The organism is Massilia sp. BKSP1R2A-1, assembly GCF_050586525.1.
Lineage (GTDB): Bacteria > Pseudomonadota > Gammaproteobacteria > Burkholderiales > Burkholderiaceae_D > Telluria.
On record NZ_JBOBRE010000004.1, the window covers coordinates 240,345 to 267,086 of the forward strand.

General features: G+C 66.6%; 24 protein-coding genes. 11 read left to right on the forward strand and 13 right to left on the reverse strand.

Going from position 1 to position 26,742, the window contains the following annotated elements:
• The 4 genes from ACQ7JA_RS08505 to ACQ7JA_RS08520 all read right to left on the reverse strand — a co-directional run bounded on the left by ACQ7JA_RS08505 (window position 1) and on the right by ACQ7JA_RS08520 (window position 5,800).
• Entirely contained in the window at window positions 1-3,186 is a 3,186-nt protein-coding gene (locus ACQ7JA_RS08505; protein WP_430896557.1) for an efflux RND transporter permease subunit, read from the reverse strand.
• A gap of 4 nt (window positions 3,187-3,190) precedes the next feature.
• Window positions 3,191-4,384: an efflux RND transporter periplasmic adaptor subunit gene (locus ACQ7JA_RS08510; protein ID WP_430896559.1), complete on the reverse strand. Its 1,194-nt coding sequence runs from the start codon at window positions 4,382-4,384 to the stop codon at window positions 3,191-3,193.
• Window positions 4,385-4,745: 361 nt separating this feature from the next.
• Window positions 4,746-5,588: an alpha/beta hydrolase gene (locus tag ACQ7JA_RS08515; protein WP_430896561.1), complete on the reverse strand. Its 843-nt coding sequence runs from the start codon at window positions 5,586-5,588 to the stop codon at window positions 4,746-4,748.
• Window positions 5,585-5,800: a hypothetical protein gene (locus ACQ7JA_RS08520; protein WP_430896562.1), complete on the reverse strand. Its 216-nt coding sequence runs from the start codon at window positions 5,798-5,800 to the stop codon at window positions 5,585-5,587. Before ACQ7JA_RS08520 ends, ACQ7JA_RS08515 begins: the two co-directional genes overlap by 4 nt.
• Window positions 5,801-5,931: 131 nt before the next feature.
• Between ACQ7JA_RS08520 and ACQ7JA_RS08525 the strand changes: the two genes are divergently transcribed.
• The 4 genes from ACQ7JA_RS08525 (at window position 5,932) to ACQ7JA_RS08540 (ending at window position 8,946) form a co-directional block, all read left to right on the forward strand.
• On the forward strand, window positions 5,932-6,891 hold the full coding sequence (locus ACQ7JA_RS08525) for a LysR substrate-binding domain-containing protein (RefSeq protein ID WP_430896564.1): 960 nt from the start codon (window positions 5,932-5,934) through the stop codon (window positions 6,889-6,891).
• 48 nt (window positions 6,892-6,939) lie between these two features.
• Entirely contained in the window at window positions 6,940-7,386 is a 447-nt protein-coding gene (locus tag ACQ7JA_RS08530) for a DUF962 domain-containing protein (RefSeq protein WP_430896566.1), read from the forward strand.
• Between the two features lie 136 nt (window positions 7,387-7,522).
• Complete coding sequence (locus tag ACQ7JA_RS08535; protein ID WP_430896568.1) at window positions 7,523-8,461, forward strand: DMT family transporter; 939 nt, start codon at window positions 7,523-7,525, stop codon at window positions 8,459-8,461.
• Window positions 8,458-8,946 carry a GNAT family N-acetyltransferase gene (locus ACQ7JA_RS08540; RefSeq protein WP_430896570.1) on the forward strand — a complete coding sequence of 163 codons (489 nt, stop codon included), beginning with the start codon at window positions 8,458-8,460 and terminating at the stop codon, window positions 8,944-8,946. Before ACQ7JA_RS08535 ends, ACQ7JA_RS08540 begins: the two co-directional genes overlap by 4 nt.
• Window positions 8,947-9,249: 303 nt before the next feature.
• On the opposite strand, the gene hutI is transcribed toward ACQ7JA_RS08540, so the two are convergent.
• The 9 genes from hutI to ada all read right to left on the reverse strand — a co-directional run bounded on the left by hutI (window position 9,250) and on the right by ada (window position 20,242).
• On the reverse strand, window positions 9,250-10,470 hold the full coding sequence (hutI, locus tag ACQ7JA_RS08545; RefSeq protein ID WP_430896572.1) for an imidazolonepropionase: 1,221 nt from the start codon (window positions 10,468-10,470) through the stop codon (window positions 9,250-9,252).
• On the reverse strand, window positions 10,463-11,071 hold the full coding sequence (locus tag ACQ7JA_RS08550; RefSeq protein WP_430896574.1) for a HutD/Ves family protein: 609 nt from the start codon (window positions 11,069-11,071) through the stop codon (window positions 10,463-10,465). Before ACQ7JA_RS08550 ends, hutI begins: the two co-directional genes overlap by 8 nt.
• Window positions 11,068-12,435, reverse strand: a complete 1,368-nt coding sequence (locus ACQ7JA_RS08555; protein ID WP_430896576.1) for a formimidoylglutamate deiminase — start codon at window positions 12,433-12,435, stop codon at window positions 11,068-11,070. Before ACQ7JA_RS08555 ends, ACQ7JA_RS08550 begins: the two co-directional genes overlap by 4 nt.
• Entirely contained in the window at window positions 12,432-13,220 is a 789-nt protein-coding gene (gene hutG, locus ACQ7JA_RS08560; protein ID WP_430896578.1) for an N-formylglutamate deformylase, read from the reverse strand. The genes ACQ7JA_RS08555 and hutG overlap by 4 nt, the downstream gene beginning before the upstream one ends.
• Before the next feature lie 29 nt (window positions 13,221-13,249).
• Window positions 13,250-14,797, reverse strand: coding sequence for a histidine ammonia-lyase (gene hutH, locus ACQ7JA_RS08565; protein ID WP_430896580.1), 1,548 nt, complete (start codon window positions 14,795-14,797; stop codon window positions 13,250-13,252).
• An 11-nt stretch (window positions 14,798-14,808) separates the two neighbouring features.
• Window positions 14,809-16,512 carry a urocanate hydratase gene (hutU, locus tag ACQ7JA_RS08570; protein ID WP_430896582.1) on the reverse strand — a complete coding sequence of 568 codons (1,704 nt, stop codon included), beginning with the start codon at window positions 16,510-16,512 and terminating at the stop codon, window positions 14,809-14,811.
• Between the two features lie 213 nt (window positions 16,513-16,725).
• The gene (locus ACQ7JA_RS08575; RefSeq protein WP_430896584.1) at window positions 16,726-18,396 is read right to left on the reverse strand and encodes an amidohydrolase; all 1,671 of its coding nucleotides are present in this window, start codon (window positions 18,394-18,396) and stop codon (window positions 16,726-16,728) included.
• Between the two features lie 101 nt (window positions 18,397-18,497).
• Complete coding sequence (locus ACQ7JA_RS08580) at window positions 18,498-19,181, reverse strand: 2OG-Fe(II) oxygenase (RefSeq protein ID WP_430896586.1); 684 nt, start codon at window positions 19,179-19,181, stop codon at window positions 18,498-18,500.
• A complete protein-coding gene (gene ada, locus ACQ7JA_RS08585; RefSeq protein WP_430896588.1) occupies window positions 19,178-20,242 on the reverse strand; it encodes a bifunctional DNA-binding transcriptional regulator/O6-methylguanine-DNA methyltransferase Ada in 1,065 nt (354 codons plus the stop codon). Before ada ends, ACQ7JA_RS08580 begins: the two co-directional genes overlap by 4 nt.
• Before the next feature lie 151 nt (window positions 20,243-20,393).
• Between ada and hutC the strand changes: the two genes are divergently transcribed.
• The 7 genes from hutC (at window position 20,394) to ACQ7JA_RS08620 (ending at window position 26,719) form a co-directional block, all read left to right on the forward strand.
• Entirely contained in the window at window positions 20,394-21,110 is a 717-nt protein-coding gene (gene hutC, locus ACQ7JA_RS08590; protein WP_430896590.1) for a histidine utilization repressor, read from the forward strand.
• Between the two features lie 130 nt (window positions 21,111-21,240).
• Window positions 21,241-21,645, forward strand: a complete 405-nt coding sequence (locus tag ACQ7JA_RS08595; protein WP_430896592.1) for a response regulator — start codon at window positions 21,241-21,243, stop codon at window positions 21,643-21,645.
• A 231-nt stretch (window positions 21,646-21,876) separates the two neighbouring features.
• Window positions 21,877-22,203, forward strand: coding sequence for a thioredoxin TrxA (trxA, locus tag ACQ7JA_RS08600; protein ID WP_258826917.1), 327 nt, complete (start codon window positions 21,877-21,879; stop codon window positions 22,201-22,203).
• 140 nt (window positions 22,204-22,343) lie between these two features.
• Window positions 22,344-23,606 carry a transcription termination factor Rho gene (gene rho / locus ACQ7JA_RS08605; protein ID WP_231056347.1) on the forward strand — a complete coding sequence of 421 codons (1,263 nt, stop codon included), beginning with the start codon at window positions 22,344-22,346 and terminating at the stop codon, window positions 23,604-23,606.
• 251 nt (window positions 23,607-23,857) lie between these two features.
• On the forward strand, window positions 23,858-24,127 hold the full coding sequence (locus tag ACQ7JA_RS08610) for a type B 50S ribosomal protein L31 (RefSeq protein WP_036251257.1): 270 nt from the start codon (window positions 23,858-23,860) through the stop codon (window positions 24,125-24,127).
• 154 nt (window positions 24,128-24,281) lie between these two features.
• Window positions 24,282-26,006: an ArnT family glycosyltransferase gene (locus ACQ7JA_RS08615; protein WP_430896595.1), complete on the forward strand. Its 1,725-nt coding sequence runs from the start codon at window positions 24,282-24,284 to the stop codon at window positions 26,004-26,006.
• A gap of 245 nt (window positions 26,007-26,251) precedes the next feature.
• The gene (locus tag ACQ7JA_RS08620) at window positions 26,252-26,719 is read left to right on the forward strand and encodes a hypothetical protein (protein ID WP_430896597.1); all 468 of its coding nucleotides are present in this window, start codon (window positions 26,252-26,254) and stop codon (window positions 26,717-26,719) included.
• Window positions 26,720-26,742 lie beyond the last annotated feature (23 nt).

Below are 26,742 nucleotides of genomic sequence, written 5' to 3' on the forward strand. Positions count from 1 at the left end.
TCAATGCACTCCTTCCAGGCTCGGCGCCTTGTGGGCGGCGGTCGGGGATTTTTTCTCGAAACGCTTGCCCAGCGTGCGCAGCAGGACATAGAACAGCGGCGTCAGGAACAGGCCGAAGAGAGTCACACCCAGCATGCCGGCGAACACCGCGACACCCATGGCATGGCGCATCTCGGCGCCGGCGCCGGTCGAGAACACCAGCGGCACCACACCCATGATGAAGGCGATCGAGGTCATCAGGATCGGACGCAGGCGCAGGCGCGATGCTTCCAGGGCGGCCTCGAACACGCTGCGGCCATGGTCTTCCAGTTCGCGGGCGAATTCCACGATCAGGATCGCGTTTTTCGACGCCAGCCCGACCAGCACGAACAGGGCGATCTGGGTGAAGATGTTGTTGTCGCCGCCGGAGAGCTTGACGCCGATGAGGGCGCACAGGATCGACATCGGCACGATCAGGATCACCGCCAGCGGCAGGGTCCAGCTCTCGTACTGGGCGGCCAGCACCAGGAAGACCAGCAGCACGCACAGCGGGAACACGTAGATCATGGTGTTACCGGCCAGGATCTCCTGGTAGGTCAGCTCGGTCCACTCATAGGCGATCCCTTTCGGCAGGGTTTCCTTGGCCAGCTGCTCCATGATGGCCTGGGCCTGGCCCGAGGACACGCCCGGGGCCGCGCCGCCGTTGATGTCGGCCGCCACGTAGTTGTTGTAGCGCTGGACGCGGTCAGGACCATAGCTGTCCTTCACCTGCATCAGCGACGACAGCGGAATCATCTCGCCCTTGTCGTTGCGGACCTTCAGCTGTGCGATCTGATCCGGCTGCGAACGGAATTGCGCATCGGCCTGCACACGCACCTGGTAGGTGCGGCCGAACTGGTTGAAGTCGTTCACGTACAGCGAGCCCAGGTTCACCTGCAAGGTCTGGTAGATGGTCGACAGCGGCACGCCGAGCTGCTTGGCTTTCACGCGGTCCACGTCCGCGAACAGCTGCGGCACGTTGATCTGGTAGCTCGAGAACACGCCGGCCAGCTGCGGGGTGCCCCAGGCCTTGGCCTGCAGCGCCTGCGTGGCTGTATACAGCTCGTCGTAGCCGAGGTTGCCGCGGTCTTCCAGCATCAGCTTGAAGCCGCCAGTGGTGCCCAGGCCGTTCACCGGAGGCGGCGGCAGCACCATCACGAAGGCGTCTTCCACCGCGCCCATGCGCTTGTTGATTTCGGCGGCGATCGCTTCGGCGCTCTGCTCGGGATGCCCCTTGCGTTCGCTGAAGGGCTTCAGGCCGGTGAACACGATGCCGGCATTCGGCGCATTGGTGAAGCCGTTGATCGACAGGCCCGGGAAGGCGATCGAGGATTCCACGCCAGGGATCTCCTTGGCGATGCTCGACATCTTGCGGATCACCTCATCGGTACGGTCCAGCGAGGCGGCATCCGGCAGCTGGGCGAAACCGATCAGGTAGCCCTTGTCCTGGGCCGGCACGAAGCCCGGCGGCACCACCTTGAACATGAACACCGCGGCCACGCCCAGCGCCAGGTAGACGCCCAGGGTGGCGGTCTTGCGGCGCAGGACGGTCTTCACGCCGCCTTCGTAGCGGTGCGAAGCACGGCCGAAGAAGCGGTTGAAGGCGGCGAAGAAGCGGCCCAGCACCTTGTCCATGGCGCGGGTCAGGGCGTCCTTCGGCGCGTCGTGCGGCGTCAAGAGTGCTGCCGACATGGCCGGGGCCAGGGTCAGCGAGACGAAGGCCGAAATCACGGTCGAGATCGCGATGGTCAGGGCGAACTGGCGGTAGAACTGGCCGGTCAGGCCGGACACGAAGGCGATCGGCACGAACACGGCGCACAGCACCAGGGCGATCGCGATGATCGGGCCCGACACTTCCTTCATGGCCTGGATGGTCGCGTCATGCGGCGACAGGCCGTTGGTGATGTTGCGCTCGACGTTCTCCACCACCACGATGGCATCGTCGACCACGATACCGATGGCCAGCACGAGGCCGAACAGCGATAGGGTGTTGATCGAGAAGCCGAACATCAGCATCACGGCAAACGTTCCCACCACCGACACCGGCACCGCCAGCAGCGGGATGATCGAGGCGCGCCAGGTCTGCAGGAACACGATCACGACCAGGGCCACCAGCACGACGGCTTCCAGCAGGGTCTTGATCACCGAGTCGATCGACTCGCGCACGAACTGGGTCGGGTCGTAGACGATGCTGTACTCGACGCCTTCCGGGAAGTCCTTCGAGAGCTCTTCCATCTTGGCGCGCACGTCCGAGGACAGCTGCAGCGCATTGGCGTTGGGCGCCTCGAAGATCGGGATCGCGACCGCCGACTTGTTGTTCAGCAGCGAGCGCAGCGCGTAGGAGCTGGAACCCATCTCCAGACGGGCGACGTCCTTCAGGCGCGTGACGGCGCCGTCTTCATTGGCCTTGACCACGATGTCGCCGAATTCCTCGACGCTCGAGAGGCGGCCCTGGGTGTTGACGGTCAGCTGGAACTCGGCGTCCTTGCTAGGGCCCTGGCCCACGACGCCGGCCGCGACCTGCACGTTCTGCTCGCGGATGGCGGAGACAACATCACCGGCGGTCAGGTTGCGCGCCGCGACCTTTTGCGGATCGAGCCAGACACGCATGGCGTAGTCGCCCGAGCCGAACAGCTGGACTTCGCCCATGCCGTTCAGGCGCGCCAGCTGGTCCTTGATGTTCAGCACCGCGTAGTTGCGCAGGTAGAGGTCATCGTAGCGGCCATCCGGCGAATTCAGGTGCACCACCATGGTCAGGTTGGGCGAGCTCTTGACGGTGGTGACGCCGATCTGGCGCACCTCCTCGGGCAGGCGCGGCAGCGCGCGCTGCACCCGGTTCTGCACCTGGCTCTCGGCGCGGTCGATGTCGGTGCCGATCGCGAAGGTCAGGGTCAGCGCCAGGGCGCCGTCCGAGGTGTTTTGCGAAGACATGTAAAGCATGTCCTCGATGCCGTTGATCTGCTCTTCCAGCGGCGCGGCCACGGTTTCGGCGATCACCTTGGGGTTCGCGCCCGGGTACTGGGCGCGCACCACCACCGAGGGCGGCACCACTTCCGGGTACTCGGACACCGGCAGCTTGAAGATCGAGATCAGGCCGCCCACGAAGACGATCACCGACAGCACGACCGCGAAGATCGGCTTGTCGACGAAGAAGCGGGAAAAATTCATGGGATTACTCCTTCGTATTCAGGGCGACTTGCGTGCCGGTCTTCTTATCGGCGGCAGCGGTCACTGCGGCATCCATCGGCACGATCTGCGCGGTGACCGGGGAGCCCGGGCGCACGCGCTGCAGGCCGTTGACGACGATCTTCTCGCCCGGTTTCAGGCCGGTGCGCACCACGCGCAGGCCGTCGACCACCGGACCCAGGGTGACGGGACGGTACTCGGCCTTGCTGTCGGCGCCGACCACCACCACGTACTTGCGGCTCTGGTCGGTGCCGACGGCGCGGTCGTTGATCAGGACCGCCTTGTTGGCCACGCCGCTGCCGATCTGCACGCGGGCGAACAGGCCCGGCGCCAGCGCGCGGTCCGGGTTGGCCAGGGTGGCGCGCATGCGCACGCTGCCGGTGTTGGCGTCGAGCTGGTTGTCGACGAATTCCAGCTTGCCTTCGTGCGGGAAGCCTTCTTCGCCGGTCAGTCCGACTTTCACGGTGGCCGGCTGGCTGCGCTGGGCGCGGCTACCGACGCGCAGGTAGGTCTGCTCGTCGCCGTCGAAGCTGGCGTAGATGCGGTCGAGCGAGACCACCGAGGTGAGCACGGCGCTGGCGTCGACCAGGTTGCCGAGGGTGATCTCGGCCTTCGAGACGCGGCCGTCGATCGGCGCGGTGATGCGGGTGTAGGAGAGGTTCAGGCGTGCCGCCTCGGACTGGGCTGCCGCCGCACGTGCGCCGGCGTCGAGTTCCTTCTGGACGCTGGCCCGTTCATCGAATTCGCGCTGGGCGATGGCCTTGTCGGCCAGCAGGCGCTCGGCGCGCTGCAGTTCCAGGCGCGCCAGGTCGGCTTTCGCACGCGCGGCGGCAGCTGCGGCGCCGGCGCGGTCGGCTTCGGCCTGGTAGGGACGCGGGTCGATCACGAACAGCACGTCGCCCTTCTTCACTTCGGCGCCCGGCTTGAAGTTCACGGCCGTGATGTAGCCGCTCACGCGCGGACGGATCTCGACCACCTCGACCGCTTCCAGGCGGCCCGAGAATTCCTGGGTTTCGGCGACCGGCTTTTCGACGACGATCGCCGCCGACACCGGCGGGCCGGCCTGCGCCGCGGCCGCTGCCGGTTCGTCCTTGCTGTTGGCGTCGGCGCAGCCGTTCAGGACCGCCCCGGCCAGGCCCGCGGCCGCCAGCAGGCCCACGAGCGTTTTCACTGTGCCCATCCGTCGTTGTTGGTTATTCATGATCAACCTTTCTTATTGAGGAGACAAAACAATCCCTATCGCAGCCGGTACGGATCCGGATGCGAGGAAAAAAGAGGGCCTCTCCACGCTCCAGGCGTGGATGACCGATTCGTTACAGTGGCTTAGGAGCGGAGCGGGCCGCTCAGGGCGCTAGCGTCAACAGCGCATGGCGCGCGGGTGGCCAGATCGGCTGGCAAGAGGTGCGTACTTCATGGCTCACCTTTCTTGAAGAAGTCCCTCACGGCGCTCATTAGCGGCGAATTTTGGGAAAAACAGGGCCTCCCCACGCCAAGCGGCGCGGTGCTCGGGAGACTGCGGATGTCGTGTTACTGCTGGCGGCTCAGCGGTCCAGTGCGGCCAGGAAGGTGGCGATTTCCCCCAGCGCGTGCACCTTGCAGGCGCAGTCGTTGCGTCCGCCAGGTTCCGCCAGGGGCGCCGGCGGCATGCGCCGCACGGTGGTTCTTACGCCGGCGTTGATCAGTTTCGCGCCGTATTGTTCGGCCTCGTCGCACAATGGGTCGTCTTCGGCGGAGAGGATCAGGGCCGGCGGCAGGTTCTTCAGCCGGGTCGAGCGCAGCGGCGAGGCATACGGGTGGGCACGGTCCGCGGCATGCGGCAGGTAACCACGGTAGGCTTCGGCGCAGACGTTCGTCACTTTCTCGCGGTCCGGGCATTCGTTCATCTGGCGCATCGAGCAGGTCGACAGGCCCGGGTCGAGCATCGGCATGATCAGGATCTGGCCGGCCAGCTTCGGGGCGGCGCGGTCGCGCGCCATCAGGGCGCACACCGCCGCCAGGTTGGCGCCGGCCTCGATGCCCGCCACCACCAGCTTCTTGCCGGACCAGCCCAGCTTGGCCTTGTGCTTCGTTGCCCACAGCACCACGGCGTGGGCGTCTTCCACCGCCGCCGGGAAGGGCTTGACGGTGGCCAGCGTGTAGTTCGAGGCCAGTACCGCGCGGCTCGTGTCGCACTGGGCCAGGTAGCGCAGGAACTCGTCCGCTTCCTGCAGGTCGCCCGCGACGAAGCCGCCGCCGTGGAAGAACACCACCAGGGTGTCGCGCTTGGCCGGCGCGCCGGCGCCGCTTCCCAGGTAGAGGCGCGCCGCCAGCGGGCCTTCGGCGCCGCCGACTTCGAGCTCGCGCACGTCGACCGCAGCCTGTACTTCGTCGAGCACCGCGCTCATCGTGCGGCTCCTTCCGGCAGGGAGGCCCAGCGGGGGTCAAGTTCGTCGACGCAGGCTTCGCTGCCCAGCTCCACTTGCATCGAGAGCGCCTTCAGGCCGCGCGCTTCCGCGCCGGCAGCCTGCGAATAGGCGTCGGTCCCCAGCAGGCCTGCCAGCGCTACCCCGCTCAGGGCGACTGCTACCGTGGTGAAGATTCCATCCCGAATGCTCATGACCTGCTCCGTGTGTGTTTACTTTTTGTTGCGATGCACACACTATAGACTTCATCTACAATCAGATAAAGATGTCAATATCGAATTGATTGTTCATAGGGCTGAACAATCAGGAAAAAGGGAGTCCCACCATGAACAAGCTCCAGGCCATGGAAGTGTTCATCCAGGTCGTCGACTGCGGCAGCTTCACCAAGGCGGCCGAGATGCTGAACCTGCCCAAGGCCACCGTCTCGACCCTGGTGCAGACGCTGGAATCGACCTTGTCGGTCAAGCTGCTGCACCGCACGACGCGCCAGGTCATGATCACCTCGGACGGCGCCGCCTACTACGAACGCTGCGTGCAGATCCTGTCGGACGTGCGCGACGCCGAAGAGTCGCTGTCGCGCCACCGGCTCAATCCCAGCGGGCGTCTGCGGGTCGACACGCCCTCGGGCCTGGCGACCGAGATACTGATTCCGGCGCTGCCGGCCTTCTTCGAGCGCTATCCGGACATCACGATGGAGCTGGGCAGCACCGACCGTCCGGTCGACCTGGTCGAAGAAGGCGTCGACTGCGCGGTACGCGGCGGCGAGCTGATCGACCCGAACCTGATCGCGCGGCGCATCGGCGTGATCAACTTCGTGACCTGCGCCTCGCCCGACTATATCGCCCGTAACGGCATGCCCCAGCATCCGCGCGACCTCGAGCGCCACCGCTGCGTCAACTACTTCTCGGCCAAGAACGGCAAGATCCTCAACTGGGATTTCGCGCGCGACGGCGAACGCATCGAGGTCGCCCTGCCCGGCGCCATCGCGCTCAACGATTCGAACGCCTATGTGCAGGCCGGACTGGCCGGGCTGGGCGTCATCATGATGACGGACTATCTGCTCACCGGTCACCTCGCAGCGGGACGGATGGTGCAGGTGCTGCCCGAGTGGCGCAGCGACCCGCTGCCGGTGCACATCGTGTATCCGCAGAACCGTCACCTGTCGGCCAAGGTGCGGGTGTTCGTGGAGTGGGTGTCGGAACTGTTCGCGGCGCATCCGAACCTGCGCCTGCAGGCGCCGCGCCCCAGCGCCGTGCCGGCTGATTTGCAGCTGGAGACCGTGTAGAATCGGACAGGATCAGAAAAAATCGGACAACAGATCCAGGAGACAGACATGCACCACAGCTCACAGCCCCGCAACATCGACATCCTGCTGGCGCGCTACGCCGAGAGCCACCGCAACCACACCAACGAGATCATCCACTTCGTGTGCATCCCGCTGATCGTTCTGAGCCTGCTGGGCATCCTGTGGGCGATCCATCCGGTGGTGGCGCTCGCGACGACGCTCGCCTCGCTGTTCTACTACATCAAGCTGTCGCCCCAGTTCGCCGTCGGCATGGGCGTGATGAGCGCGGTGATGCTGGGGATCCTGGCGATCATGCCGGAGTACACGGTGCTGCCGGTGTCGATCGCGGTCTTCGTGGTGGCGTGGATCGGGCAGTTCATCGGCCACAAGATCGAAGGGAAGAAGCCCTCCTTCTTCGATGATTTGCGCTTCCTGCTGATCGGCCCCTTGTTCGTGCTGTCCTTCCTGTACCGCCGCCTGAATTTTGCGTACTAGTAGGGTGGACGGGTCTCCCGTCCGCGCGTTCAAACCAGGATGAGCAGGCGAAACGTCTTCTCAGCCGTGAGTTGAACGCGCGGACGGCGAAGCCGTCCACCCTACGAAACCCCGGGTAAGCCGGTATACTCGCCCGATGCCCTCCTCCGCCCTCTTCACCATCGCCTCCCTGATCTGGGGCTCGACCTTCTTCGCCATTACCCTGCAACTGGGCGAGGCGCCGCCCGCCGTTTCGGTGGCCTACCGCTTCTTCCTGGCCGCGGCAACGCTCTTCCTGATCTGCGTGATCAAGCGCGACCGCCTGATGCTACCGTGGCGCGTTCACAAGTGGATGGCGCTGCAGGGCGTGCTGACCTTCTGCATCTCCTACCTGTGCACCTACGAGTCCGAGCAATACGTGGTCTCGGGACTGGTGGCCGTGGTGTTCGCGCTGATGGTGTTCTGGACGCCGCTTCTCAGCAGCCTGTTCTTCGGCACCGTCATCAACCGCCGCACCATCGGCTGCGGGGTGGCCGCGATCGCCGGCGTGGCCCTGCTGTTCTGGCATTCGATCGGCACCGCCTGGGCCGACTTCCAGGCTGGGGGCAGTGCGAAATTCATCGCCGGCGTGGTGCTGGCGCTGGCCGCGACCATCGCCAGCTCGGCCGGCAGCATCGTGGTCAGCAAGGTCAAGGAAGAATGCGACAACCTGCCCCTGACGATGGCCTGGTCGATGCTGTGGGGCGCTTCGCTCGTCACCGTCTGGTCGCTCGCGCATGGCGACAGCTTCGTGATCCCGGCCAGCGCGACCTACTGGGGCGGCCTGGTCTACCTGTCGATCTTCGGCTCCGTGATCGCCTTCTTCGCCTACTTCACGCTCATCGGCCGCATCGGCGCCCAGAAGACCGTCTACATCGGCGTGATCACGCCCGTGCTGTCGGTGCTGCTGTCGATCCAGCTGGAGGGCTACCGTCCCGGCCCCATCGAATTCGCCGGCATGGTCCTGTGCCTGGCCAGCGTGGCCTGGGCCCTGCGCGCACCCGCAGCGAAACCCGTGCAATCCGCCAACCTGAACAACCCACTCGAAACACCATGACCACTTTCACCACCCGCCCCGCGACCACGCAAGACATCCCCCACATCATGTCGATGATCAGGGAGCTTGCGGTGTTCGAAAAACTCGAGCATATGGTGGTCGCCACCGAGGAACTGCTGCACGAAGGACTGTTCGGCCAACGCCCGTCCTGCGAGGCGATCATGGGCGAGGAAGACGGCGAAGTGGTCTGCTTCGCCCTGTTCTTCCATAACTTCTCGACCTTCCTGACCAAGAAGGGCCTGTACCTGGAAGACCTCTACGTGCGCCAGTCGCACCGCGGCAAGGGCTTCGGCACGAAGATGCTGACCCGCCTCGCGCAGATCGCGGTCGAGCGCCAGTGCGGCCGCTTCGAGTGGTCGGTGCTGGACTGGAACGAGCCGGCGATCCAGTTCTACAAGGCCATGGGAGCGGACATCCTGCCCGACTGGCGCATCTGCCGCGTCACCGGCGACAGCCTGGCCGCGCTGGCGGAACGCCGCGCCTGATTCTATCCGCTCAAGAAAAAGCCCACGGACCAGAAGGCGCCGTGGGCGAACCCATTTTCTTCAAATGGGGAGGGGAGATGGTGAATCACACGGCTTCACTATAGGCGTCGATTCTTAAGCGGCAATGAAGCTTTACAACTCGTTACCCTTGTTACGACACCATTTGCTTCTCGCACAGCGTGTGATGCGGTTCGTTCAGTTCATCATTCCCCAGTTGGAAACAGGCGATTTGATGCCTGTCAAAAACACTTCTCTTGACAGCGTCCGGCATGCGGGAACGCAGCTTTTCCGCAGCACTTCGGCTCAAGCGCCGATGTGGGCGGCGCGCACGATGCCGCCGTTTACCACGGTGCGACAGGGATTCGAACCCATCGCATACGCCAGGTCGGCCGGGCGAGCAATATCCCATAGCGCCATATCGGCCACCTTCCCGACTTCCAGGGTGCCGATCTGGCCGTGCAGGCCGAGTGCCCGGGCGCCGTGGATGGTGGCGCCGAGCAGGGCTTCCTGGGGCGTCAGGCGCCACAAGGTGCAGGCCATGTTCATCGCCAGCAGCAGGGACGTCATCGGCGAAGTGCCAGGATTGCAGTCGGTAGCGACGGCCATCGGCACGCCGGCTGCGCGCAGCGCGGCGACCGGCGGCGGCGTGGACTCGCGCAGGAAATAGTAGGCGCCCGGCAGCAGCACGGCCACGGTGCCGGCGGCCGCCATGGCATCGATCCCGGCCTGGTCCAGGTATTCGAGGTGGTCGGCCGACAGGCCGTCATGGCGCGCCACGAGCGCCGCGCCACCCTGGCTCGATAACTGCTCGGCATGCAGCTTGACGGGCAGGCCGAGCTTGCGCGCAGCCTCGAATACGCGTTCGGTCTGCGCATGGGTGAAGCCGATGCGTTCGCAGAAGGCGTCCACCGCGTCGACCAGGCCCTGGCGGGCAAGCTGCGGCAGCATCCCGCTGCACAGCGCGTCCACATAGTCGTCGGGGCGGCCCGCGAATTCCGGCGGCAGCGCGTGGGCGCCGAGGAAGGTGGTCGCGACCCGCACCGGCAGGCGCGCGGCGACCTGGCGCGCGGCGCGCAGCATGCGCTCCTCGGCGCCCGCTTCGAGGCCGTAGCCGGACTTGATCTCGAGCGTGGTGACGCCTTCGGACAGCAGCCGGGCCACGCGCGGCAGGCTCTGCGCCAGCAGGGTGTCGACGTCGGCCTCGCGCGTGGCGCGCACCGTGGACATGATGCCGCCGCCCTGGCGTGCGATGTCTTCATAGGTGGCGCCGTTCAGGCGCGCTTCCCATTCGTTGCTGCGGTTGCCGGCATGGACGATGTGGGTGTGGCAGTCGACCAGGCCGGGGGTCATCCAGGCGCCGCCGCAGTCATATTCGTCGGCGGCCTGCGGCTTTGCAGCGCGCGGGCCGATCCAGGCGATGCGGCCATGGCGGACGGCGAGCGCGGCGTCCTCGATTTCGCCGTAGCCGCCGACCATCGTCGCGAGACGGACATTGGTGAACAGCAGGTCCGCCAGCTCACTCATAATATGTCTCGTCCTCGTCCTCCTCGTCGCCGTGGTACCAGACGTCGACGATGTAGACCATGCCCTGCCCCTCCAGCTTCCATACCGAGCCGCCTTCCAGCACAACCGCGTCGTAGCGCACCAGGCCGATACGCTCCTCTTCATTGCGCAGTTCCAGCGCGTCGCCCTCGGCCAGGAACAGCACGGTCACGTCGGCGCGCGCGACAAACGTGGAGTCGCCCGACAGGCGGCGGCGTCCGAAGGTGTGGTAGCAGCGCTCGCTGCGCGTCATGGCGTTGAAGTCGGTGCTGCCGCCGCGATTGAGCTTGGCCTCGACCTTCGAGCTGCCATCGAACGCGACCACCGGATCGGCATCCGTGACCAGGGTCGGCTCGCCGTCGATGTCCAGCGTCATGCCGTGGCCCTCGACCAGCGCCAGGGTGCGGTCCACGCCGGGGAACAGGGAAAAGGCGCCATCCTTTTCGATGGTGGCCAGGCTGACGCGCCAGTCGAAGTCCTCGAAGCCGGAATCCGGCGGGCCGATGGCGATTTCGGTCGTGCTGCCGCCGCCGTTCTTCCACGGCACCGGAGCGAGCGCCGCGAAGGGGATCAGAGTGGTCATTGGCTTACCTCCCGTAGTTCATTGACTGCATCGCGGTAGCGCCGCGCGATCGCGTCCTGCGCCACGTGGCGGCCGCCCTGCACCACCCAGCGCCCGCCGCACAGCACGTCGCGCACCAGGTTGTCGTTACCGCAGAACAGGAAGCGGCCGAGCACCTCTTCGTCGCGGACGCCGTCCAGGTTCGGGTGGCTGTCGTCCAGCACCAGCAGGTCCGCCCGCAGGCCGACGGCGAGCGCGCCGACCTTGCGGCCGGCCGCCTGGGCGCCGCCACACAAGGCAGCTTGCCACAAGTACCGGCCGACGTCGCGCTGTTCCCGCGTGAAGGCGACGTTGCGGCGCTGATGCTGCAGGCGCTGGCCATATTCCAGCCAGCGCAGTTCCTCGACCGGGCTTTGCGACACGTGGCTGTCGCTGCCGATGCCGAAGCGTCCGCCCGCATCGATGAAGGGCCGCAGCGGGAACAGGCCGTCGCCGAGGTTGGCCTCGGTGGTCGGGCACAGGCCCGCCACGGCGCCGCTGCGGGCGATCGCCCGTACTTCCTCGTCATTCAGGTGGGTGGCATGCACCAGGCACCAGCGCTCGTCGACCGCGACCTGGTCCATCAGGTATTCGACCGGCCGCTTGCCACAATACGCGAGGCTCTGCTCCACCTCGCCCTGCTGCTCGGCGATATGGATGTGCAGCGGGCGCCCTTGCGGCAAGGCCGCGGACAGTTCCCGGATCTGCGCGATGGTGGCCGCGCGCAGCGAATGCGGCGCCGCGCCCACTTCGAGCTGGCCGCCGCGCATGGGCGACAGCGCGTCCACGATGCCGAGGATGTCATCGACACCGGTGTGGAAGCGCCGCTGTTCGGGTTTCAGGGGCTGCTCGCCGAAGCCGGCGTGGCTGTACAGCACCGGCAGCAGGGTCAAGCCCATGCCGGTGGCGTGGGCGGCGGCGGCGACGCGCTCGGCCGTCTCCGCAGGGCGCGCATAGGCGTCGCCGCCAGGTGCGCGCTGCAGGTAGTGGAATTCGCACACCGCGGTGTAGCCGTGGCGCAGGCACTCCGAGAACAGCTGGGCGGCGATGGCCTCGATCTGCTCGGGCGTGATGCTGGCGGCGAAGCGGTACATCAGGTCGCGCCAGGTCCAGAAGCTGTCCGGGCCCTCGCCCGCCACCTCGGTCAGGCCGCCCAGTGCGCGCTGGAAGGCGTGCGAATGCAGGTTGACCATGCCCGGCAAAACATGGTCGGCGCGCGGCACGCCAAGGGGCGCCGCCGCCTGCGCCTCGACCCGCGTCAGGTCGCCGTGCGCATCCCATTCGAGCAGCACGTCGCGCCGCCAGCCGTCAGGCAGCAATGCATGGCGCGCGAACAGCGCCCTCATGCGCGCACCCAGCCGGCCGCAGCCTTGACCATGTCCTTCAGCAGGGGCTGGACCTGGCCTGCGACCTCGGGACGGTACTCGAACGGCGGCGCTTCGTTCATGTACAGGCACTGGCACATCTCGAGCTGGATCGCGTGCACGCCCTGCGCCGGCTGGCCATACTTGCGCGTGATGTGGCCGCCCTTGAAGCGGCCGTTCACGGCGATGCTGAAGCGGTCCTGGGCGCGCGCCACGCCCACCACGGCTTCCTGCAATCCGGGATCGCAGGAGGCGCCATCCGCCGTGCCGAAGTTCAGGTCCGGCAGGCGGCCTTCGAAGAAGCGCGGCACGACCGAGGCGATCGAGTGCGCATCCCACAGCACCACGCGGCCGAAGTCACGCTTCAGACGGTCGAGTTCCGCGCGCAGCTGCTCGTGGTAGGGCATCCAGTAGCGCTCCAGGCGCCGTCGCACCTCGGCTTCACCTGGCGTACGGCCTTCCAGGTAGAGGCTTTCGCGGCCGAAGGTATCGACCGGGCACAGGCCAGTCGTGTCCATGCCCGGATACAGGTTGGTGTTCTCGGGCGGGCGGTTCAGGTCGATGAGGTAGCGCGACCAGCGCGCCGAGATGGTCGACACGCCCATCTCTTCCAGGAAGCCGTACAGTTCCGGCAGGTGCCAGTCGGTGTCGGCGGTCGCCGCGGCGCAGGGCGTCATGGTCGCCAGCACCTCGTCCGGAATGTCGGTGCCCGCGTGGGGCATCGACACGAGCATGGGGAGCCTGCCTGCCTTGAACCTGAAATCCATGTCCTCTCCAAACAGATTAAACAGATTGATTACGGATGCAGTACCGTGAACAATTCCTTGATTGATGCCGACAGTTCGCCTTCGACGACCATCTTGCGCGCAGCCTCGATGTCGGGAGCGAAGAAACGGTCCGCGTCATACGGCGCCACGCGCGAACGCAGCTGGGCGTGCACGTGCTCCAGATGGTCGGAGCTCGTCAGTGGGCGGTGGAACTCGATGCCCTGGGCCGCCGCCAGCAATTCGATGCCCACGATGACCGCCGTATTGTGCGCCATCTGGTCCAGACGGCGCGCCGCGAAGGTGGCCATGCTGACGTGGTCTTCCTGGTTGGCCGAGGTCGGCAGGCTGTCGACGCTGGCCGGATGGGCCAGGGACTTGTTTTCCGAGGCCAGCGCGGCCGCCGTGACGTGGGCAATCATGAAGCCGGAGTTCAGGCCCGGTTCCTTCACCAGGAAGGCCGGCAGGCCGGACAGGTTGGCGTCGATCAGCAGCGCGATGCGGCGTTCGGACAGGGCGCCGATCTCGGCGATGGCCAGGGCCAGGGTGTCGGCGGCGAAGGCGACGGGTTCGGCGTGGAAGTTGCCGCCCGAGACGATCGCTCCATCGTCGGGGAAGAGCAGCGGGTTGTCGGTGACGGCGTTGGACTCGATCAGCAGGGTGCGGCCGGCATTGGCGATCAGGTCCATGGCGGCGCCCATCACCTGGGGCTGGCAGCGCAGGCTGTAGGGGTCCTGCACGCGCTCGTCGCCCACCAGGTGGGAGGCGCGGATGGCGCTGCCCTTGACCAGTTCGCGGTAGATGTGCGCCGCCGCGATCTGGCCCGGCTGGCCGCGCACCGCGTGGATGCGCGCGTCGAACGGCGCATCGCTGCCGCGCGCCGCGTCGACCGACAGGGAACCGGCCACCATGCCCGCTTCCAGCAGGCGCTCGGCCATGAACAGGCCGTGCAGGGCCAGCGCGGTCGAGACCTGGGTGCCGTTGATCAGGGCCAGGCCCTCTTTCGCGGCCAGGGTCACGGGTTCGATGCCGGCGGCCTGCAGGGCAGCCGAGGCTTCCATCAGTTCGCCACGATAACGTACCGGCCCCACGCCCAGCATGGCCAGCGTCATGTGGGCCAGCGGCGCCAGGTCGCCCGAGGCGCCGACCGAGCCTTGGCTCGGAATCGCCGGCATGATGCCCGCGTTGTAGAGGGCAATCAGGGTCTCGATGATCAGCGGACGCACGCCGGAATAGCCGCGCGCCAGGCTGCCGATCTTGGTCAGCACGATCAGGCGGACGATGTTGTCGGCGATGAGTTCACCGGTGCCCACCGCATGCGACAGGATCAGGTTGCGCTGCAGCGTCGCCAGCTGGTCGTTCGGGATGTGGGCCTTGGCCAGGATGCCGAAGCCGGTGTTGATGCCATAGGCCGGGTCGCCCTTGGCGGTGATCTTCTGGACCAGGGCGCAGGAGGCTTCGACCGCGGCCCAGGCTTCAGGCGCGAGCGACAGTGGAACGTGGGCGGCCCAGACGGCGCGCAGATCGGCCAGGCGAAGTTCGCCCGGTTGCAAAGTCAGATGGTGGTGCGATTCGTTCATGCTCTTGCTCTTTACTTGATCATCGGGAGAATCAGGCCGTTCTTCCTGGCCGTCTCGATTGCGCTGTCGTAGCCCGCGTCGGCGTGACGCATCACGCCCGAGCCGCTGTCGTTCACCAGCACGCGCGCCAGGCGCTGCGCGGCCGCCTCGGTACCGTCGGCCACGATGACCACGCCCGAGTGCTGGGAATAGCCCATGCCCACGCCGCCGCCATGGTGCAGCGAGACCCAGGTGGCGCCGCCCGCGGTGTTGAGCAGGGCGTTGAGCAGCGGCCAGTCCGACACCGCATCGGTACCGTCGCGCATCGCTTCGGTCTCGCGGTTCGGGCTCGCCACCGAGCCGGTGTCGAGGTGGTCGCGGCCGATGACGATCGGCGCTTTCAGTTCGCCCGTCCGTACCATTTCGTTGAAGGCCAGGCCGGCCAGGTGGCGCTCGCCCAGGCCGAGCCAGCAGATGCGCGCCGGCAGGCCCTGGAAGGCGATGCGTTCGCGCGCCATGTCGAGCCAGCGGTGTACCCGCGCGTGCTGCGGGAACAGCTCCTTGATCTTGGCGTCGGTTTTATAGATGTCTTCCGGGTCGCCCGACAGCGCCACCCAGCGGAACGGGCCGCGGCCTTCGCAGAACTGGGGACGGATGTAGGCCGGCACGAAGCCGGGGAAGTCGAAGGCGTTCTCGACGCCCTCGTCCTTGGCCACCTGGCGGATATTGTTGCCGTAGTCGACGGCGTAGGACCCCATGGCCTTGAAGTCGAGGATCGCGCGCACGTGCACGGCGCAGGACGCGGCAGCCGCGCTCTTGAGGCGCGCATGCTGCGCCGGGTCCTGCTGGGCGGCCTTCCACTCTTCCACCGTCCACCCTTGCGGCAGGTAGCCGTTGATCAGGTCGTGGGCCGAGGTCTGGTCGGTGACGAGGTCCGGCACCAGGCCGCCCGCTTTCGCGCGGCGCACCAGTTCCGGCAGCACGTCGGCGGCATTGCCGAGCAGGCCGATGGAGACGGCTTCGCGCTTGGCAGTATGTTCCTTGATGAGTGCGAGGGCTTCGTCGATGTCGCGCGCCTGCTTGTCGAGGTAGCGGGTGCGCAGGCGGAAGTCGATGCTGCTCTGCTGGCACTCGATGTTGAGCGACACCGCGCCGGCGAAGGTCGCGGCGAGCGGCTGGGCGCCGCCCATGCCGCCCAGGCCCGCGGTCAGGATCCAGCGGCCCGCCATGTCGCCGCCGAAGTGCTGGCGGCCGGCTTCGGCGAAGGTCTCGTAGGTGCCCTGCACGATGCCCTGGGTGCCGATGTAGATCCAGCTGCCGGCGGTCATCTGGCCGTACATGAACAGGCCCTTGCGGTCCAGCTCATTGAAGTGCTCCCAGTTGGCCCATTTCGGCACCAGGTTGGAGTTCGCCAGCAGCACGCGCGGGGCGTCCGCATGGGTGCGGAACACGCCGACCGGTTTGCCGGACTGGATGAGCAGGGTCTGGTCGTCTTCCAGTTCGCGCAGCGAGGCGAGGATCTGGTCGTAGCACTCCCAGTTGCGGGCGGCGCGCCCGATGCCGCCGTAGACGACCAGCGCCTGCGGGTTCTCGGCCACCTCGGCGTCGAGGTTGTTCTGGATCATGCGGTAGGCGGCTTCGGTCAGCCAGCTCTTGCAGGAGAGTTCGCTGCCGCGGGGGGCGCGGATGACGCGCGAGGGGTCGAAGCGGGGATCGTGAGGCATCGGTGAGTTCATGGCGGCTCCTGGGTTGGAATCTGCGATGAGTCTAGGTTGTCTATACAACCAAGTCAACCACTTTCAGTGGTCAGCTGAATGCCGTTCGTAGGGTGGGCAAGTTTCTTGCCCATGCGTTCAACCAGCAGATGAAAAGACGCGGTGCGGCCATTCAAATGATAGTTGAACGCGTGGGCGGGAGACTCGCGGGGCCGCCCAGGCCCACCCTACGGTTTACTTCTTGAACACCTGCTTGCCGCCTACCCACGTCTCCAGCACGCCGGTCTTGAAGATGTCATAGCTCGACATCCGGAACAGATCACGGTCGATCACGATGAAGTCGGCGTGCTTGCCCGGCTCCAGCGAACCCAGGCTGTTTTCCTGGTGGCCGGCGTAGGCCGCGTCCAGGGTGAAGCAGCGGAAGGCTTCCTTCAGCGACATCGCCTGGTTCGGGTACCAGCCCGCCACCGGCTGGCCGGCGTGGTCCATGCGAGTGACGGCGGCGTGGATGCCGTAGAAAGGGTTCGGCGACTCGACCGGGAAGTCCGAACCGCAGGCGATGCGCGAGCCCTGGTGCAGGAAGCTGCGCCAGGCGTAGGCGCCCTTGATGCGCTCCGGTCCGACGCGGGTCTCGGCCATGTTCTTGTCCGAGGTCGCGTGGGTCGGCTGCATCGAAGGGATGATGCCCAGCGTCTGGAAGCGCGGGATGTCGGCCGCCGTCACCACCTGGGCATGCTCGATGCGGTGGCGCTGGGCGCCACTCTTGGTGACGCCGAGTTCCTTCTGGTAGATGTCGAGGATCTGCTTGTTGCCGGCGTCGCCGATCGCGTGCACATTGACCTGGTAGCCCTTGCGCATCGCCTTGGTCATCATGGCGTCCATTTGCGCGGTCTTGAAGAACAGCAGGCCGTGCGAATGCGGCTCGTCGCTGTAGGGCTTGATGAGGGCTGCGCCGCGGCTGCCCAGGGCGCCGTCGGAATACAGTTTCACGGCGCGCAGCGCGTACATGCCGTCGGCGTAGTCCTTCAGCGGGCCCTTCTTCGCCAGCTGGTCGAAGTCCTCGCCGGTGCCGCCGATCATGGCGTAGACGCGCGCCGTCAGCTTCTTCCTGTCGGCGTAGTCGCGATACAGGCGGTCCTCCGCCACGCCGATGCCGGCGTCATGGACGGCGGTGATGCCGACGCGCGCAATCTCCTGCAGCGATTTGTCGAGCATGACGCGGCCTTCCGCCTCGGTCTGGGCGGGCATGACCTTGGTCACCAGTTCCTGGGCCGAATCGATCAGCACACCGGTCGCATCGCCGTTCGCGTCGCGCATGATCTTGCCGCCGGCCGGATCCGGGGTCGACCTGGTGATGCCGGCCAGCGCCAGGGTGCGGCTGTTGGCCCAGCCGGCGTGGCCGTCGACGCGCTCCAGCCAGACCGGCTTGTCCGAGACCACGGCGTCGAGTTCCTGGGCGGTCGGGAAGCGGCCCAGCTTCCAGTTCTCCTGGTTCCAGCCGCGGCCGCGGATCCAGGCGTGGTTCGCGTTGGCCCTGGCGTAGTCGGCGATGGACTTGATGGCGCCAGCCAGCGAGGTGGAACCCGACAGGTCGAGCTGGGTCAGCTGCTGGCCGAGGCCGAACACGTGGCCGTGCGCGTCGATCAGGCCCGGCAGCACGGTGCGGCCCTGCATGTCGACCTGGCGCGCGCCCTTGGCCCTGGCCGTCACCTCGGCATTGCTGCCGACGGCCGTGATGCGTCCCTTTTCGTCGAACGCGAGTGCGCTGAACTGCAGCAGCTCGCCCTTGGCGTTCAGGGTGTAGCCGTTGGCGTTCGTAATGACGGTGTCGGCATGCGCCGGGGACAGGACGCCGAGGGCGGCAAGGACGATCAGGGACGAAAGGGGATTCTTGGGCGCGCGCATGCTTTCTATTCTCCGTTTTTATGAGGTCCCGCGCCTCGTGGGCGCAGCACAACGGAGTGTATAGAAATTCAATGGGCGGGCATAGGGCATGCCCCTGTCGGCTAGGTCGCGTCGTGGAAGATGATCCCCAATGTATGCCGGGTCCCGCTGCGCAGGCGGCTGACGCCATGGCGCATCGCGACGCGGTAGACGCCGCGCGTGCCCTGCACCGGACGCTGATTCACCGGGAAGACCACCGCGTCGCCCTGCTTCAATGGCACCACTTCGGCACGCGACTGCATGCGCGGGCGCTGCTCCGTCAATACGAATTCGCCGCCCTCGAAGTCCTCGCCGGGCCGGGACAGCAGCACCGCCACCTGCAGGGGGAACACCAGCTCCCCATAGAGGTCCTGGTGGAGGCAGTTGTAGTCGCCGGCGCGGTAGCGCAGCAGCAGCGGCGTCGGCCGCAGCTGCCCGGCCGCGTGGCAGCGCGCCAGGTAGTCCGCATGCGCGTCGGGAAAGCGGATATCCGACCCCAGCGCTGCCTGCCAGCGGTTGGCGATCGCCGCCAGCGGCGGATACAGCTCCGTGCGCAGGCTTGCCAACGGGGCGGGCAGCGGGTAGGCGAAGTACTGGTACTCGCCGCGCCCGAAACCGTGGCGTTCCATCACGACCCGGCTGCGAAACAGGGCCGGGCGCTCGTACAGCGCGGCGGCAGCCTCGCAGTCCTTCGCAGCGAGGAGGCCGGGAATCACGGCGCAGCCGAAAGCGTCCAGCTCTTCACCCACCCGGTCCCCATCGATCACGAGCCGGCCTCGCGTTCGAGCAGGGTGCGCTTGCGCTCGATACCCCAGCGGTAGCCGGACAGGCCACCGCCGGTGCGCACCACACGGTGGCAGGGAATGGCGACGGCCACCGGATTGGCGGCGCAGGCGCTCGCCACAGCGCGTGCCCCGGTCGGCATGCCGATGCGTTCCGCCAGCTCGGCATAGCTGACCGTGACGCCCGCCGGAATCGCGCGCAGCGCTTCCCACACGCGGCGCTGGAAGGCGGTGCCGCGCACGTCGAGCGGCAGGTCCAGGCCGATCCGCGGCGCCTCCACGAAGCCGACCACCTGGGCCACCACCCGTTCGTACTCGGGCTCGGCGCCGATCAGCTCCGCCTGCGGGAAGCGCTCCTGCAGGTCGTGCACCAGCGGCTCGGGCTCGTCGCCGATCAGGATGGCGCAGATGCCCTGGCCGGTGGACGCCACCAGGATGGCGCCGAGCGAGCAGCCGGCGACGGCGAAGCGGATGGTCTCGCCCCGCCCGCCCGCGCGGTAGCGCGCAGGCAGCATGCCGAGGGCACCGGCACTGGCTTCGTAAAAGCGGCCGCTCGAACCGAAGCCGGCGTCGTAGAGGGCGTCGGTGACGCTCGGTGCCCCCGCCAGTCCCTGCTGCAGGCGCGCGGTGCGGCGCGCCGCCGCGTAGGCCTTGGGCGTGATCCCGGTGTGCGCCTTGAACAGGCGGTGGAAGTGGAAGCGGCTCAGGCCCACGGCCTCTGCCAGGCTGTCCAGGCTGGGGGTTTCTTCGGCCTCGTCGATCAGGCGGCAGGCCCGCGCCACCGCCGCGGCCTGGCGCTCGGCCAGCGGCGGCAGGTTCGGTTCGCAGCGCCGGCAGGCGCGAAAGCCGGCCGCTTCGGCGTCCGCGGGGCTGGCGTGGAAGGCGACGTTGGCGCGCAGGGCGCCGCGCGAAGGGCAGGAGGGCCGGCAGTAGACACCGGTGCTGCGCACCGAATAATAGAACTGGCCGTCGGCGTCGCGGTCGCGGCGCTGGACCGCGGCCCAGCGTGCTTCTTCGCTATCGTAGATGTTGCTCATGGCGTTCATGGTGAGTGTCCAGGTGATGTCGCGATGCCTGCACGATATGCCCGCGCCGGCGCCGGGGCACTCCGGCTCTTGCTTTCGAATTGCGGTGCTAGAATCCGGGTCGCGGCCGTCTGCCGCAATCCGCCTATCGCATGTGTCCCCGGAGAGTAGTTTGGAAGAACAGATCGCGCAAGACAGCACCCCCATTTTCCAGCGCATCAAGGATTACCTGGTCGGCGAGATCGCGTCCGGCCGCTGGAAGGAAGGCGACCTGGTGCCCTCCGAGCAGGCGCTGGTGCGCCAGTTCGGGGTCTCGCGCATGACCGTCAACCGCGCCGTGCGCGAGCTCACCGCCGAGGGCGCGCTGGTAAGGCGCCAGGGTTCGGGCACCTATGTGGCGCCGCAGAAATACCAGGCGACCCTGGTCGAGATCCGCAACATCGCCGACGAGATCCGCGCACGCGGCCGCGCCCACCGCAGCCAGCTGCGCCTGCTGCGCGAGGAGCCGTCCACCGAGGAACTCGCCGCCGAGTTCGAGCTGGCAAGCGGCGCCCCGCTCTTCCATTCGATCATCGTGCACTTCGAAAACGACGTGCCGATCCAGGTCGAGGACCGCTGGGTCAATCCGGCATGCGCGCCACACTACCTGGCGCAGGACTTCGCCACCATCACCCCGAACGAGCACCTGATGGCGGCCGCGCCGCTGCAGGGCGCCACCTACGGCATCGAAGCCCAGCCGGCCCCCGGCGAGGTCGCGGCCATGCTGGGCGTCAAGGCCGGCCTGCCCTGCCTGGTGCTGCACCGCCGCACCACCTCCGGCGGACGGGTGGCCTCGGTGGCGACCATGTGGCATCCGGGCCATCTGGCGCGCTTCACCGGCAGCGTATAAGCCCCGGAACAGGATGCAGCGCAAGCGGCGCGCACTTCATGCGTGGCGCATGCAACACCCGTGTTCATTATTTCCACGCAACTGGAAAAGTTCGCCATAATGGCCCCCGGTTCAATTACCAGGGTCTCCCATGCAGCCACCGTCCTCACCAGCACCGCACGCCAGGCGCGTCCTGCTGCTCGACGACGACCGCTTCATGCTGGACGTGCTGCGCGACATGCTGGACATGCTCGATGGCTCCGGCCCCTTCGACGTGCATGCCGAGATCGACGCGCGGCGCGCCCTGGCCGCGCTGCCGCGCCACGCCCCCGAGCTCCTGATCTGCGACCTGGCCATGCCCGAGATGGACGGCATCGAATTCCTGCAGGCCGCCGCCGGCCAGGGTTTCCGCGGCCGGGTGATCCTCGTATCGGCCATGGAAGACGGCGTGCGCAATGCGGCCAGCGAGCTGGCGCGCGCCCTCGGATTGCAGGTGGCGGGGGCCTTCCGCAAGCCGCTCGCGATCGAGCAGCTGCGCCGTGCGGTGCAATGTTGAGATTTTGTACAAACCGCCCCACACTTTTTGAAAAAATGGGGTATTATTCGGCACATCCCCGCCTGACACCCCCTTGCCGTCCTTCCATATTGTTTTTTGCACACAGTGCCTCCACCATTGTGTAGCAGCTCATTTATTAGATGAGCAGAGCACGGAAGCCGTGCCCGGGACCTCGCAGGATCGGCCCAGGCCGCCAGGCGTTATTTGATCCTTACCTCATCTGAGGAACCTATGAGCGAAAACATTAAACACATCAGCGATGCAACCTTCGATGCCGAAGTGCTCAAGTCCGAGCGCCCGGTCCTGGTCGACTTCTGGGCCGAGTGGTGCGGTCCGTGCAAGATGATTGCGCCGATCCTGGAAGAAGTCGCAAAAGAATACGAAGGCAAGCTGACGATCGCCAAGGTCGACGTGGACGCGAACCAGGCCGTGCCGGCCAAATTCGGTATCCGCGGCATCCCGACCCTGATCCTGTTCAAGAACGGTGTCGCGGCGGCGCAGAAGGTCGGCGCCATGGCCAAGGGCCAGCTGACTCAGTTTATCGACAGCAACATCTGATACTGTTACCATGAGCGGCGGCAGCGCGCCCGCGCTGCCGTCATGTCGGGAAGCTCACCGGCTCCGGTGCTTCCCAGCTTACCAACCCCGTCGTTCCCTCCCCTACCTTTACTTTCCCGTCACGGGACACCCACACAAACATGCATTTATCTGAACTGAAGGCAATGCACGTCTCCGCGCTGCTGGAGATGGCCATCGGCCTCGACATCGACAACGCAGCCCGCCTGCGCAAACAGGAACTGATGTTCGCGATCCTGAAGAAGCGCGCGAAGCAGGGCGAACAGATCTTCGGCGACGGCGCCCTCGAGGTGCTGCCGGACGGCTTCGGCTTCCTGCGTTCGCCGGACGCCAGCTACATGGCCTCGACCGACGACATCTACATCTCGCCGTCGCAGATCCGCCGGTTCAACTTGCATACGGGTGACTCGATCGAAGGCGAAGTGCGTACGCCGAAGGACGGCGAGCGCTACTTCGCACTGGTGAAGGTGGACAAGGTCAACGGCGAATCGCCGGAAGCCTCGAAGCACCGCATCCTGTTCGAAAACCTGACGCCGCTGCACCCGCAGGTGCCGCTGCGCCTCGAGCGCGACATGAACGGCGCCGAGAACATCACCGGCCGCATCGTCGACCTGATCTCGCCGATCGGCAAGGGCCAGCGCGGCCTGCTGGTCGCTTCGCCGAAGTCGGGCAAGTCGGTCATGCTGCAGCACATCGCCCACGCGATCACCGCGAACCACCCGGACGTGACCCTGATCGTCCTGCTGATCGACGAGCGTCCGGAAGAAGTGACCGAGATGCAGCGTTCGGTGCGCGGCGAGGTGGTCGCGTCCACGTTTGACGAACCGGCTACCCGCCACGTGCAGGTCGCCGAAATGGTGCTGGAAAAAGCCAAGCGCCTGGTCGAGATGAAGAAGGACGTCGTGATCCTGCTGGACTCGATCACCCGCCTGGCGCGCGCCTACAACACCGTGATCCCGGCGTCGGGCAAGGTCCTGACCGGCGGTGTCGACGCCAACGCCCTGCAGCGCCCGAAGCGCTTCTTCGGCGCCGCGCGTAACGTCGAGGAAGGCGGCTCGCTGACCATCGTCGCGACCGCCCTGATCGAAACCGGCTCGCGCATGGACGACGTGATCTACGAGGAATTCAAGGGCACCGGCAACATGGAAGTCCACCTCGAGCGCCGCCTGGCCGAGAAGCGCGTCTACCCGGCGATCAACCTGAACAAGTCGGGTACCCGCCGCGAAGAGCTGCTGATCAAGCCGGACCAGCTGCAGAAGATCTGGATCCTGCGCAAGCTGCTGTACTCGATGGACGAGATCGAGGCGATGGAGTTCATCCTCGACAAAATGCGCGCGACCAAGAACAATGTCGAGTTCTTCGACATGATGCGCCGCGGCGGCTAAGCCGACGCAGCGTGTTGCGCGAATGGGGCGGCCTGCGGGCCGCCTTTTTGTTTTGCGGTGCTCATGACAACTGGGTCGCGCCCTTGGCCGGAGCCCGATCTTGCCGGCACACCGCTGTTGCCACCCACCCCAAACCCCTCTATAATCTCCGGTTCAGTCCAACCCTGGGCAAGTGATCGGCAATCGGGTCAAGAAGCAAGTCGACCGACGAAGTGCCGTTTGGCTACCTACTCAATCGAAAGCACCAAATCATGAAGACCGATACCCATCCGGATTACCGCGAAGTCCTGTTCCACGACGTGTCGTGCGATTTCAAATTCATCACCCGTTCGACCATCAACACCCGCGAAACCGCTACCTACGAAGGTAAAGAGTACCCGCTGGTGAAGATCGAAGTCTCGGCTGAATCGCACCCGTTCTACACCGGCAAGCACAAGATCGTCGACACCGCTGGCCGCGTCGAGAAGTTCCGCCAGAAGTTCGGCTCGGTCGGTTCGAAGACCTCGGTCGCCAACGGCTAATTCGCCCAGGCACCACGCAAGCCCCGGGCCGCAGCGCCCGGAGTTGCCAAGAAAGAAGCCGGTTCACCGGCTCCAAAAAGAAGCCGCCACCCCGGCTTCTTTTTTTTCGCGGCTATACTACGCGACTGTTCTTTCCGCTTTCCACGCTGACTTGATGAAACCCGTCCGCCTTCCCGCCGCCGCCACCCTGGCGCTGCCCCGCTGGGCCCTGCTCGCGCTGGGCATGCTGTACATCCTGCCGGGCCTGATCGGCCGCGACCCGTGGAAGGAAGACGCCGGCCCCTTCGGCATCATGTGGACGATGGCGCATGGCTCGTTCAGCGACTGGCTGTACCCGAACATCGCCGGCCTGGCCGCCAGCGAGGAAGGCCCGCTGGCCTTCTGGCTGGGCGCCATCTGTATCAAGCTGTTCGGCTGGATCCTGGGCGACGTGCTGGCCGCGCGCGTTTCGACCATCGGCATCTTCGTGACCGGCGCGATGTCGCTGTGGTACACGGCCTTCCACCTGGGCCGCCGCGCCGAGGCGCAGCCGCTGCGCCTGGCCTTCGGGGGGCAGCCGGAACCCGACGACTACGGCCGCACCCTCGGCGACACCGCCGTCCTGATCTATCTCGGCTGCCTGGGCCTGCTGGTGCAGAGCCACCTGACCCTGGCCGCGACCCTGCAGGGCGCCCTGCTCGCCTATTTCCTCTACCGCGCGGTGCGCTACGTCGAGCATGCCTCGAGCCGCAACGCGGTGCTGGTCGGCCTGTCGCTAGGCGCGCTGGCGCTCACCCGCGGCGTCATGCCGCCTTTTGTCCTCTTGCTGGCCCTGTACGCCTGCACCCGCTACCTGAAGCTGGCCACCGGCGAGACCCTGCGCCACATGGCCATCGCCGCCGGTGTCGGTTTTCTTATCACCCTGGTCTGGATCGTGCCGGCCGCCCTGGTCCAGCCCTACGGCCTGTCGCCGGTCGGCGACTGGCTGGACTGGAACGCCAGCCAGGTCGGCCTGCCGACCCTGGATTCGCTCAAGGGCTTCTTCCGCATCGGTGTCTGGTTCTTCTGGCCGGCCTGGCCCTTCGCTGTGTGGGCGACCTGGGCCTGGCGCCGCCAGCAGCACCTGCTGCACATCGTCATGCCGGTGTTCTTCTTCCTCGCCCTGACCTTGCTGCTGCTGTGCGACCCGGCGCTGGAAAACGGCGACTTCCTCAAAATGCTGGCGCCGCTGGCGCTGATGGCCGCGTTCGGCCTGCCGACCATGAAGCGCGGCGCCATCAATGCGATCGACTGGTTCTCGGTGATGGTCCTGACCATCCTCGGCGCCCTGGTCTGGCTGTTCTGGATCGCCAAGCTGACCGGCTGGCCGGCCCAGCTGGCCAAGAACGCGCTCAAGCTGGTGCCGGGCTTCAAGCCGGAAGTCGGCATCGTCGCCTTCGTGGTAGCCGCCGCGACCAGCGTCGGCTGGATCATGCTGGTCCACTGGCGCCTGTCGCGCCGTCCGCCGGTGCTGTGGCGCGCGGTGGTGCTGTCCTCGAGCGGCCTGATCCTGCTGTGGGTGCTCCTGATGACCCTGTTCCTGCCCGACCTGAACTACAGCAAGAGCTACGCCGGCGTGGCCCAGCAGATCGCGGCGACGCTGCCGCACGATGCCGACTGCATCGACAGCAATGTCGGCCCGGCCCAGCGCGCTTCCTTCGCCTACTTCGGCCGCCTGCCCTTCGCCTCCCTGGACGCCAAGGGCTGCCGCTACGTGCTGCTGCAGGACGATATCCGCAACCGCAGCAGCAGCGACGACCGCCAGGCGCGCCGCCACGGGGTACGAGGAGCCACCGTGCTGTGGGAAGGCCGCCGCGCCTCCGACCGCTACGAACGCTTCCGCCTGTTCCGCCGTCCCTGAACCGCTTCTCCTCCACAATAAAAAGCCGCCCGCCTTACCGCCGGCGGCTTTTGCTTTTCTGGCACGATTCCTGCATGTTTTCCAGCAGTGCGCAGCTCGCCGACCCGAATGTGAGAACCTATGCCCGCAAGGCAGTGCATTTGAGCGGAGTCAATCTCTCCCCCGGGTTGGTGTTCAAAATAAAACTGGTCGCATGGTTTGTAATGCGACGCCAACCGCCCGAGCAGCGCTGCGAGGAGATCCACATGAAAAGCGTTACCTTTTCGGAAATTGTCAGAATTCGTGAACGGCCATTTTTCCTGGCCCGACAGGGTACCTGGCGCCAGCTGCTGCCCTGGGCAATCACCCTGCTGTTCGGCCTGCCGCTGCTGATCGGCGCCCTGCATTTCATCGATCCGGAGACCCCCCTGGCCTTCATCGTGCTGCCGGCGCTGGCCGGCGCCCTGCTGCCGGCCGCCATGATGGGTCCGGGCCGCTTCGAGATGAACACCCGCTTCGACGCCCGCCACATGCTCGGCACCCTCGACGAAGCCCTGGTCTCGCTGGGCTACCGCCGCACCGTGTCGGACCCGGACCGCCTCAGCTACTTCCGTCCGCGCCCCTGGCTGAGCGCGCGCGACGGCTCCATCGTGGTGGAAGTCTCGCCGCACGCCCTGCAGGTGGAGGGCCCGGTGGGCAGCCTGCGCCTGCTGCAGCAGCGCATCGCCTGCTGAACCTCGACGGCCAGTATCGGCCT